This window comes from Psychrobacter sp. AOP3-A1-26, from assembly GCF_052378235.1.
Lineage (GTDB): Bacteria > Pseudomonadota > Gammaproteobacteria > Pseudomonadales > Moraxellaceae > Psychrobacter.
Map to the genome: position 1 here is coordinate 1 of NZ_JBQSXN010000106.1, position 9,039 is coordinate 9,039.

At 43.4% G+C, this 9,039-nt stretch carries 8 protein-coding genes; 3 read left to right on the plus strand and 5 right to left on the minus strand.

From position 1 onward, the window contains the following. Positions 1 to 356: 356 nt before the first annotated feature. The 3 genes from ACT3TU_RS12855 to ACT3TU_RS12865 all read right to left on the minus strand — a co-directional run bounded on the left by ACT3TU_RS12855 (position 357) and on the right by ACT3TU_RS12865 (position 3,584). On the minus strand, positions 357 to 1,418 hold the full coding sequence (locus ACT3TU_RS12855) for an NADP-dependent oxidoreductase (RefSeq protein ID WP_192529584.1): 1,062 nt from the start codon (positions 1,416 to 1,418) through the stop codon (positions 357 to 359). Between the two features lie 132 nt (positions 1,419 to 1,550). Then, positions 1,551 to 2,765 (minus strand): iron-containing alcohol dehydrogenase, encoded by a 1,215-nt coding sequence (locus ACT3TU_RS12860; protein WP_192529585.1) that lies wholly within the window; start codon positions 2,763 to 2,765, stop codon positions 1,551 to 1,553. A 216-nt stretch (positions 2,766 to 2,981) separates the two neighbouring features. Beyond that, positions 2,982 to 3,584, minus strand: coding sequence for a TetR/AcrR family transcriptional regulator (locus ACT3TU_RS12865; protein WP_192523838.1), 603 nt, complete (start codon positions 3,582 to 3,584; stop codon positions 2,982 to 2,984). A gap of 300 nt (positions 3,585 to 3,884) precedes the next feature. On the opposite strand from ACT3TU_RS12865, the gene ACT3TU_RS12870 reads away from it, so the two are divergent. After that, complete coding sequence (locus tag ACT3TU_RS12870; RefSeq protein ID WP_192523839.1) at positions 3,885 to 5,375, plus strand: aldehyde dehydrogenase family protein; 1,491 nt, start codon at positions 3,885 to 3,887, stop codon at positions 5,373 to 5,375. Positions 5,376 to 5,681: 306 nt separating this feature from the next. On the opposite strand, the gene ACT3TU_RS12875 is transcribed toward ACT3TU_RS12870, so the two are convergent. Continuing rightward, positions 5,682 to 5,909 (minus strand): hypothetical protein, encoded by a 228-nt coding sequence (locus ACT3TU_RS12875; RefSeq protein ID WP_192523840.1) that lies wholly within the window; start codon positions 5,907 to 5,909, stop codon positions 5,682 to 5,684. Positions 5,910 to 6,194: 285 nt separating this feature from the next. Between ACT3TU_RS12875 and ACT3TU_RS12880 the strand changes: the two genes are divergently transcribed. Both ACT3TU_RS12880 and ACT3TU_RS12885 read left to right on the plus strand, forming a co-directional pair. Then, positions 6,195 to 7,436: an NnrS family protein gene (locus ACT3TU_RS12880; protein WP_192523841.1), complete on the plus strand. Its 1,242-nt coding sequence runs from the start codon at positions 6,195 to 6,197 to the stop codon at positions 7,434 to 7,436. Between the two features lie 172 nt (positions 7,437 to 7,608). After that, positions 7,609 to 8,130, plus strand: a complete 522-nt coding sequence (locus ACT3TU_RS12885; RefSeq protein ID WP_192523842.1) for an Rrf2 family transcriptional regulator — start codon at positions 7,609 to 7,611, stop codon at positions 8,128 to 8,130. Positions 8,131 to 8,254: 124 nt separating this feature from the next. Here ACT3TU_RS12885 and ACT3TU_RS12890 read toward each other — a convergent pair whose 3' ends face one another. Continuing rightward, positions 8,255 to 9,001 carry a hypothetical protein gene (locus ACT3TU_RS12890; RefSeq protein WP_192523843.1) on the minus strand — a complete coding sequence of 249 codons (747 nt, stop codon included), beginning with the start codon at positions 8,999 to 9,001 and terminating at the stop codon, positions 8,255 to 8,257. Positions 9,002 to 9,039: the final 38 nt, after the last annotated feature.

Genomic DNA, 9,039 nt, shown 5'->3' on the forward strand with positions numbered 1-9,039 from the left:
GCATTTGGTATTGCACTTCATGTGTTAATCTAAGAGTCAAATTAAAGGGTTAACAATCATGCGCGACTAAATCAGGCTATAGGTAGTGCTAAATAAAATCGATACGTTGTTAGCCACAGTGCTACTGTTATATATTTTGCTTGCTGCTTACAAGCGTGACAGAGGCTGCGAAAATTTACCCCAGTAGCACTTTTTCAGTAGCACTCGTATCGGTTTTAAAGTGGATCAGCTATATCCATTAAGTATGTTTAAAGTATATTGCCGCGACGATAATTATTACCAGTATTCATTTTTTGATAACACTTTTCAGTAGTTGTCTTAACCAGTTATGTTGTTAAGTGGTTATTTGAACGTAACTACTTAACGTCGGATACCTTGATCACGGTTTTACCAAAGTTATCACCGTTCAGCATACCAACAAAGGCGTTTGGCGCGCTATCTAAGCCATCGGTGATGTGCTCTTTGGTTTTCACATCGCCCGACTCAACCCATTTGCTCATGGTTTTTAAGAATTCAGGGAAATGATCGCCATATTCTTCAAAGATGATAAAGCCTTTGACCGTGAGGCGCTGACTTAAGATAAGACCCATTAATATACTCAAACGATCCTTGCCATCAGGTAGCTCGGTGGCGTTATATTGCGAGACCAATCCACAAACTGGGATACGCGCATGGGCATTTAATAATGGCATAACGGCATCAAATACTTTGCCGCCGACGTTTTCATAATAAATATCGATACCATCTGGGCAAGCGGCTTTTAGTTGCTCGGCAAAGTCATCGGCTTTATGATCGATACAAATATCAAAGCCCAGATCATTAACCGCGAAGTCACATTTCTCTTTACCGCCAGCGATACCGACAGCACGCACGTCATACTGATGACCGACTTGACCGACAGTCGCACCGACTGGGCCAGTCGCTGCAGCGACAACTAATGTTTCGCCTTTTTTCGGTTGACCAATGTCAGTCAAACCCATGTAACCGGTGAAGCCTGGCATACCTAATACGCCTAAACCATAAGAAGGGTTTGGCATGTCTTTGTCTAACTTGAGAACGCCTTCGCCATCACTGACGCTATAGTCCTGCCAGCCTGAGTTTGAGACCACCAAGTCGCCCACCGCAAATTTATCGATATTAGATTCAACGACTTGGGCAACGGTCGCCCCCATGATGACATCGCCCACTTCTAATGGGTCAGCATAGCTTTTGGCATCACTCATACGTCCGCGCATGTACGGATCTAATGACAAATAGACGGTACGCAGCAGCATCTCATTGTTATTTGGCGTTGGAATATCACCCGTTGCCATGTCAAAGTTTTCCGCTTTTGGCTCACCTGTGGGGCGGCTGGCAAGCTTGATTTGACGGTTGGTTTGTTGGTTTTGCTGCTCTTTAAAATTATTATCAAAGCTCATAGCAGGCTCCTTTTTTTATTTATTGGTTTTAAGTTGAATCTACTGTACTAAGTACTGAATGGTTACTAAGTACTGAATGACTACCATAAATAGCATGGCTATATGTACTGCTTATTACTACGGTGTTTCTTCTTAAGATGCTTTACTAGTCACGGCACGTTGTAGAATACGGCGCGATACTGCTAAGTCATTCTTACCGTGCTCACCCAGCTTGACCATTTTGTGTGCTTCTAGCTGTTTAATAATAGGATCAATGGCTGATTCATCTAATTCTGCATCAGCTAAGCTCACTGGCAACCCAAGCTCACGGAAGAATTTTTCAGTCTTAACAATAGCGGCTTCAATAACATCGTCGTCATTTTGGCTGGCGTCGCTTTCAATATTCCAGACGTTACGTGCATATTGCAATAGCTTGTCTTTTTTGCTGTCTTTGAGCTCACGCATCACAGATGGCAAGACGATCGTCAGTGTACGTGCATGGTCAATAGCGTGTAGTGAAGTCAGCTCGTGACCGATCATATGCGTCGTCCAATCTTGTGGAACCCCTGTACCGATTAGACCATTCAGCGCCATCGTGGCCGTCCACATAATATTCTTACGTGTTTCTAAATTTTCTGGATCCGCTTTAACCGCTGCGCCTTCTTCAATCAAAATCTTAAGCAAGCTTTCGGCAAAGGCATCTTGTACTTTGGCATTGACGGGATAAGTCAAATACTGCTCAATGACGTGGACAAAAGCATCAGCAACCCCGTTCATCACTTGACGCTTAGGTAGTGTTAAGGTTTTAGTCGGATCTAAAATCGAGAATTTAGGGAAAGCTAATGGGTTACCAAAGGGCAGTTTTGCTTGGCGTTCGCTATGATTGACCACGCCGCCCGAATTCATCTCAGAGCCAGTGGCTGGAATGGTCAATACTGCGCCCAAGTCGATGGCAGAATCGATATTTTTGCAATAGCTGGTGAGTGCCTCCCATGCTTTATCACGTGAGACAGCGCCGTTGTTTTCGGTTAGTGAAGACACCAACGCGACAAACTTACTGCCATCGATAACTGAGCCGCCACCGACCGCGAGTAAGAAGTCGATATTGTGCTCATTGACCATATCAGCAGCTTTCAATAGGGTAGTGAATTCGGGGTTTGGTTCGATACCACCAAACTCAAATACTTCACGGTTACCGCTCGCTGCTAACGCGTCTTTTACTTCGTCTAGTGTGCCTGTGCGCTGTGCTGAACCGCCACCATAAGTGATAAGTACGCGGGCATCACTTGGGACTAAGTCTGAAAGTTGTTTGATTTGTTCTTCACCGAAGACGATACGTACTGGATTGTAATATTGAAAGTTATTCATAAGAATCCTAATGTTAATTGTAGATTTATTAGAGGTGTATTAAGTATATGAGTCGCAAAAATGTCAGTAGCAAATTAGCCATTTCGTTTTTTGCATCTGGAGGCATTGTACATTAAATAGACCAGTCGTCTAGTAGTATTTACAAAACTCTCTTATAACTCGATTATTTTAGGCTGTGTCGTGTACTGATGAATCGCTAAAATGTTGCTAATAGCATTAGCGTCCCATTTGTGAGGTGGTCATTTGCCATACTTCTGCAAGCGGGGTATTGGTTTGACTGATTTTGGCAATTAAGCTGGCGCCAAGCCAAGCAAAGTACCAGCGCTTGGCCATGCTTTCGGCCGCTATGTTTTCAGGCTGTGGCACAGAGTTGTCTGCCCAACCCGCTTTGATTTGTTCACTAAGCCAAGCGATGGTTTGCTGATAGCCAGCATTGAGCGCTATGCGCATGGGCTCTGACATATCAGCTACCTCAGCGCTGAGCTTGACCACCAAGCATTTTTCATGATCACAGCCATTTTGCTGGGTGTCATACCAGTTCTGAAAGTAATTGTAGAGCTTTTGCTGAGCATCAACGTTCTGATGGGCGATGCTATCTAAACGCGCCTTATAATTGGTAAAGTAGTGACTGATAATGGCTTCCCCAAAAGCTTCCTTTGAGGCGAAGTAATGATAAAACGAGCCTTTAGGTACACCTGCTGTGTCTAGTATCTGTTTGATACCGACAGCCGTGAAACCCTTTTTGGCGATCAGCTGATAGCCTATTTCTAATAGGTGGGTTTTTGTATCGGGTGCAATGGTGGTTGATTGAGCAGACATACGGGTAATGTCCTCCTAGGATGTTAGATAGTATAAGGTTGTTTAGATGGTATAAATGTGATTCATTAAGACTTCTATTAACCTTAGATCTTGTCTTTATTTATAAGCTGATTATAAGCGGGCATTTTTTAAGATTACTTTTAAGGTTACGTTTTTCAACAATACTTAATGACAAATGCTTCTCGCTTTTAGTGCCTCTATGGTAGCATTAGACCAGTCGTCTAGCAAGTTGCGTTTTGATTTGCTAGCTATAAAGCTTCATTTAAAGTCAAAAAAACAAATAAATAAATAAGGATAATTATGTCAACTGATACCAATAGCACTAAAGCCAATGCTTATAAGAATTTTCACCTGCAATATATCGCAGGGGAGTGGCAAAGCGGTAAAGATGATAGCGTCAATACCAATGTCAATCCATACAATGGCGATACGCTAGTAGAGATTCAGCAAGCCACGGATAAGCAGCTGGATGAGGCTTATAAAGCCGCCAATGCAGCACAAAAAGAATGGGCGCAAAAAACCCCAATCGAGCGTGCTTCTGTTCTATATAGCGTGGTCAATATCTTAGATCAGCGTCAAGATGAAGTTGTCGATTGGCTTATCAAAGAGTCTGGCAGCACGCGCATTAAAGCGCTGGCAGAGTTTGGTAATGCGCGGGCGATTACGCTTGAGGCTGCAACTTTCCCTAACCGTGTGCATGGCGAGATTCGCCCATCTAACACCCCTGGCAAAGAAAATTTCATTTATCGTGAGCCAATCGGAGTCGTCGCCGTTATCAGCCCATGGAATTTCCCGCTACATTTGACCCAGCGTTCTATCGCGCCAGCATTAGCCCTTGGCAATGCAGTCGTATTAAAGCCCGCAAGTGATACGCCAATTACTGGTGGTTTACTGCTCGCAAAAGTATTTGAAGAGGCAGGTCTGCCAAAAGGACTGCTCAACGTCGTCGTTGGTGCTGGTAGCGAAATAGGCGATGCTATCGTGACCCATGATATCCCAAGCTTGGTATCGTTCACTGGCTCAACCTCAGTCGGCAAGCATATTGGCGAGCTGGCCAATGGTGGCGATTACATCAAGCAAGTAGCGCTTGAATTAGGGGGCAACAGTCCATTTGTGGTACTAAAAGACGCTGATATTGAGCAAGCGGTCAAAGCAGCGGTCTTTGGTAAGTTTCTCCATCAAGGACAAATCTGTATCGCTATCAATCGCATTATCGTTGAAGATGAGATTTATGATGATTTTGTTGAGCGTTTCTTGGCTCATGTTAAAACCTTAAACGTTGGCGATCCTAACAAAAAAGACACGGCAGTCGGTCCAATCATCAATGAAAAACAAGTTGAATCACTCAAAGACAAAATCGCTAAAGCACAGCAAGAAGGTGCCAAAATGCTATTGAGCGGTGAGATTAAAGGTCAGCTAGTGCCTCCGCATATCTTTACCAATGTCACCCGAGAGATGGATTTGTCACGCCATGAAGTGTTTGGGCCATTGGTTGGCATCATTCGTGCCAAAGACGAAGATGATGCACTATCGATAGCCAATGACTCCATGTATGGTCTGTCTAGCGCTGTGTTCACAAAAGATATGGCAAAAGGGTTGCGCTTCGCTCGTGGCATTAGAGCGGGCATGACACATATCAACGATGTCTCTGTGAACGATGAAAGTAACGTACCATTTGGCGGTGAGAAAAATTCAGGTATTGGCCGTTTCAATGGTGAGTGGGTACTAGAAGAATTCACCAGAACGCATTGGATTTCGATGCAACATGAGCCACGCGACTATCCATTCTAGTAGCTATAGGTAGTTCTAAATAAAGTCGATACGTTGTTAGCCAAGTGCCACTGTTATAAATTTCTCTTGCTTGCGTGACAGAGGCTGCGAAAAATTTACTCCAGTAGTACTCGTATCGCTTTTAAAGTGAATCAACTATATCTGTTCTAATGTTAGGCGTTTTAGGATTGGTCATTCCAAGCTTGCCTGTCTTAAGCCTGTATTCTTGGCTTGTGGCTTAGCGCTTGAATATAAAAAAATACTGCCATAATGGCAGTATTTTTTTATCCATAAGAGAGGGTGTTATGCTACTTCTTGCGTTTTTATTTACAAATGAAAGCCTAAGGTATCCTGAATTTCTTCGATAGTCATATGCTTGACCAGCGCTTGTTCTTCTACCGATAAGCGGTTGGTGTGCTCTTTTATCATGATATGGATACTGCGAGCGACTTCAGATGTCGGGGCATAATACATCTGTGGCGCTTCTTTGGTCAGTTTCATCAAAAATTTATTGATGATTTTATGCCTTTCAGTCAAAGTGTGTTTTTCAGTCATGACATTCTCCTAAGTATAAACCATTTAAGCAGTCAGGTTGACGAGTGTCAATGCTTATGACTAGAATAACCTAGAGCGTGCCCCCAATTCAAACGGTGGACATCTAGATGGATTAAAAAATGGCTAGGGCGTGTTGAACATTCAGCCATGGCACTGGCAGGGCTATGTTAAAGTACATCAACTATATAGTGTTAAACAGATTGAATAATCTGTAACATTCATTTAAAATGAATGTTACGAAGTTAACGATAAAACTAAGACAAAATCAATCCTAAGAAGATCGCTATGCAATCAATCAGTTTACCTAGCAAGCCACCTAGCTCTCCACACCCTATTCTTAATTTGAGCTTTCGCATATTTTTTAGTGCTGCCGCGCTATTTGCGGTGTTAACAATGGTGCTATGGGCTTTTGTATTTACGGGTCATACAGATATTGACGCACAAGTATTAAATCCGCTGTATTGGCACGGCCACGAGATGGTTTATGGTTATGCATTGGCGGTCATCGCAGGGTTTTTGCTGACCGCGGTGAAGACTTGGACAGGGGTAATGATGCCGCATGGCTACAAGCTACTGGGCATATTTGGCTGTTGGTTGCTGGGACGTCTTGGTTGGATAGGCTTTGGGCTTGGCTTGACGGTTGCTGGTAGCAGTATATCGTTGCTATATGCAGCGGCAGTGTTTGATTTATTATTTATAGGCACCATGGCATGGGTGATATCACGAGCGGTATTACAGGTTAAGCAATACAAGCAAATGGGTATCTTAGCAAAACTGGTATTACTAACCCTCGGTAATGGGCTTTGCTATTGGGGTGTTATCAATGCCGATATGAATATGACCAAAATAGGCATCTATCTGGGTTTTTATTTAATCATTGGTTTGGTTTTGACTATTGGCCGCCGCGTGGTGCCATTCTTTATTGAGCGTGGTCTGAGTATGGGGACGACGGAAGTCATTAAGCTGCGTAATAGTAACGTACAAGATGTCGCAAGCTTATTGTTCTTTTTAGCCTTTTTTATCAGTGATTTATTTTACCCTAATAAGTACTTGCTGACGATTACGGCGCTTGGCGTCGCAGTGGTTAATATCGTTCGCTTAGTAGGGTGGTACCATCGCAGGATTTGGCAAAAACCATTGCTTTGGTCGCTATATATCGCGTTCTTGGGTATGTGTTTGAGTTTCTTACTGTACGCGCTACAACCGTGGTTAGGCTATACTCATAGTATGGCTATGCATGGGCTGGCGATTTCTGGTGTGGGGATGATGACGGTAGCGATGATGACCCGGGTCTCGCTTGGGCATACGGGACGCAGCATTCATCAGCCACCCAAAACGGTAAACTTTATGTATGGTTTGATGGTGCTGGTGTTTGTTAGCCGAGTGCTGTTGCCACTAGCCGATATGAGTCATTATCTATTATGGATTATGATTGCTCAAGGCGCATGGATTGCTTGCTTCGTGCTGTTTTGTATCAGTTATTTGCCGCTGCTGGCGCGTCCTAGACCCGATGGTTTGTTTGGCTAGAGCGTTGTAATGCTACCGTTGCCAAAAAGCGACTCTTTTTATCAAGATCGATTTACTGGCTACTTGAATTTATGTGGCATAGATACGATTCTATGAGTACGATAAGGTTTAAATGCCGGAGTTTAGGCCGATAAATATTTGAAAAATTTATATGAAATAGGAGCGCACATAAATGCGACTAACCAATTATAGTGATTATGCACTGCGCTCGTTAATCTATTTAGCCGTGAGACCAGAGCCACCATTACTCGCAAACATCAGTGATATTGCCGATAGTTATGGTATTTCTAAAAGTCATTTGACCAAGATTATTCACCAATTGGGTCAGCTGGGTTATATAGAGAGCGTGCGCGGTAAGAATGGCGGAATACGCTTGGCATGTGCGCCTAAAGACATCAATTTGGGCGTACTGATTAAACAGATAGAACCTGATTTTGATTTGGTCGAGTGCTTTGCGACACCAGAGAATGATGGTAGTAATGACGGTCGTCATGTGCATTCGGCAGGCCTGCCGATCACCCTTATCGATGAAACAAAGCATAAATCATCAGGCTGTGTGATTAGCCCAGCATGCCAACTAAAAGGGGTGTTCTTTGAGGCGCTAACCGCATTTCTTAAAGTCCTTGAGGGTTATACATTGGCAGATATTATTAATAATCAGGATGAGCTGACAACATTACTGTTTCGAGCGTAATTTATTTCGAGTAGCATTATTTAAATAACCCCCATAAGTTTGTCCAACTTATGGGGGTTATTTTACTTGGCAACTTCATTTGGCAACCTTCTTTCTTTTCTACATTGGTAGCATACGTCAGAAGCTAAGCATTTTCTAACTTTGGACGAGCTTTATCAATCGCTTTTAATAGTGCCACTTCAAACTCACCTGTGTTAAACGTCACTAAGTACGAATGTGCAGCGCAGAAGTTGCGCACATCGCGCCATTCATGGGCCAAATGGGTTGCCCAATCACAATATTGCTTACCTGCGTTTGGCTCATTTTTTAGTGCTTTTTTGGTCGTTGGGTGTAGTATTAGCTCGGGCAGTACCGCCTCTAATAGCTTCATCGGTGGGCTCATAAAAGTATCGTCGACGTGTAGGCTTTGGCTGGCAGGATGGTATGCCAATAGTGAGCCTGCATGAATCATCTCATTGGGTGAGATGTAATGGATGCCCTCTGACATTGAGAACTCAAGCTCAGGGTAGCGCTGAGCGACAGCATTACTTTCGACCAAATCGTCTGCCCACTGTACTTCAGGAATTTTTTTATGATGACGGCTGCTGCCATAAAATGTCGCTTGCGGGAAGTCTTTTGCCATTTGCGCACAATGAACGGTATGAAAAGGATGTACGTTTAGTACCGCTTCGACATCTTGCCCATTATTGGTCAATGCCATGATTTTATTGCGTACCTCATCAGTGAGCGCGTAGCTGTCCAAAAATACAAAGCGCCCCGAGTCTAGCTTCACTAGTGAGCACTGGGTGCCAATATTTAAGACACCACCAATGCGAAATGAGCCGCGTATATTCCAAAAACCTGACCCCAAATCATGTATTTTATCGCTCATTGATACTTATCCTTAGAATTTATTTTATCAAATTATTT

Coding starts and splice junctions, on each gene's coding strand:
- ACT3TU_RS12860 (WP_192529585.1), bottom strand. CDS start 2,765: ATGAATAACTTTCAATATTACAATCCAGTACGTATCGTCTTCGGTGAA.
- ACT3TU_RS12880 (WP_192523841.1), top strand. CDS start 6,195: ATGCAATCAATCAGTTTACCTAGCAAGCCACCTAGCTCTCCACACCCT.
- ACT3TU_RS12855 (WP_192529584.1), bottom strand. CDS start 1,418: ATGAGCTTTGATAATAATTTTAAAGAGCAGCAAAACCAACAAACCAAC.
- ACT3TU_RS12890 (WP_192523843.1), bottom strand. CDS start 9,001: ATGAGCGATAAAATACATGATTTGGGGTCAGGTTTTTGGAATATACGC.
- ACT3TU_RS12870 (WP_192523839.1), top strand. CDS start 3,885: ATGTCAACTGATACCAATAGCACTAAAGCCAATGCTTATAAGAATTTT.
- ACT3TU_RS12875 (WP_192523840.1), bottom strand. CDS start 5,909: ATGACTGAAAAACACACTTTGACTGAAAGGCATAAAATCATCAATAAA.
- ACT3TU_RS12885 (WP_192523842.1), top strand. CDS start 7,609: ATGCGACTAACCAATTATAGTGATTATGCACTGCGCTCGTTAATCTAT.
- ACT3TU_RS12865 (WP_192523838.1), bottom strand. CDS start 3,584: ATGTCTGCTCAATCAACCACCATTGCACCCGATACAAAAACCCACCTA.